This window comes from Paenibacillus sp. tmac-D7, from assembly GCF_006519665.1.
Classification (GTDB): Bacteria; Bacillota; Bacilli; order Paenibacillales; family NBRC-103111; genus Paenibacillus_G; species Paenibacillus_G validus.
In genome coordinates, this window is sequence record NZ_VIDW01000117.1 from 1 (window position 1) to 1276 (window position 1276).

1 protein-coding gene is annotated in these 1276 nt (G+C 54.8%); it reads right to left on the reverse strand.

The window, feature by feature from the left end:
- Nucleotides 1-412: 412 nt before the first annotated feature.
- A complete protein-coding gene (locus tag FKP33_RS26715) occupies nucleotides 413-1267 on the reverse strand; it encodes an ABC transporter ATP-binding protein (protein WP_127608147.1) in 855 nt (284 codons plus the stop codon).
- Between the last annotated feature and the right edge of the window lie 9 nt (nucleotides 1268-1276).

The following is a 1276-nucleotide window of genomic DNA, read 5'->3' on the forward strand; positions in this document are numbered from 1 at the left end:
CGATTGTTTCAACGGCCGAATCGTAATGTATCACATCCGATTCGATTTGGCAACCGTGTTTTTGTTCTTCCATTCAAGGGGTATATCCGCCATGCCCAGAAGCTTTCAACTCGGGTTGCATCCGCTGCTCTATCAACAGCCGGAATCGTAATGTACCACATTTTGATATGGGTTTGCAAGTGACAGTTCTCTCCTTCTGCTCCAGCTTGCTTGGCGCCGTAGACGCTGCAGACGATGCCGGCTCAGCCTGCTATGCTTTCCCTCACCCGACAAGACCCATGAGCGCCGCCCCGCAGGCTGCGGGATCCGGCAGCACAACGCCCGGCATCAACGGAACATGGATTGTCGATGTGGATCTCCTCCTCATGCTGTTTCCATCAATTGGTAGCCATGTGCTTCAAGTTGACCGGAATCAAACGCCTGCGGCCATGGCAGCCCGCTGCTCCTCTGGTACAGAATTTCGATGCTGTGTGCCGGGAAGCTCACCCACCAACTCGTAAGGCATGCACAGCGGCACGCCTGTGCGCGGGTCGGGCACGATGTCCGCCTCAATTCCGAATACCTGACGAAGTACATCCTGCGTGACTACCTGCTCCGGCGTCCCTTCGCTCACCACTCGGCCGCTTTGAATCGCAACCACGTGCTGAGCATAGCGGGTCGCATGATTCAAATCGTGCACCACCATAATGATAGTACGTCCTTCTTCCGCGTTCAGCTTCTGCAGCAGCTTCAGCACCTCGAGCTGATGCGCCATATCCAGGAAAGTGGTCGGCTCGTCGAGAAACAGAATATCCGTCTGCTGAGCCAGCGCCATGGCAATCCAAGCGCGCTGCCTCTGTCCGCCGGATAACTGATCGACAGGTCGGTCTGCAAAATCCCCCATGCCCGTCACTTCGACTGCCCAATGAATAACCTCTTTGTCCTCCTTGCTCAGCGAGCCGAACCCCTTCTGATGCGGAAACCGTCCATAAGAGACGAGTTCCTGCACAGTCAGCCCGTCAGGGGCCGTCGGATTTTGCGGCAGGATGGCAAGCTGCTTCGCTACATCCTTAGTCGTCTGCTGATGAATCGATTTGCCGTCCAGGAAAATTTGCCCGCCCTTGGGCTTCATAATCCGCGCCATAGATTTAAGAATGGTCGACTTGCCGGAGCCGTTGGCGCCCACGAGGGCTGTAATTTTTCCATTCGGAATGGATAAATTCAATCCTTCGACAATCAGCCGGTCATCATAAGCTACGTCCAGCTGTTTGGTAAATAAGCGGGTCATTGTATATCC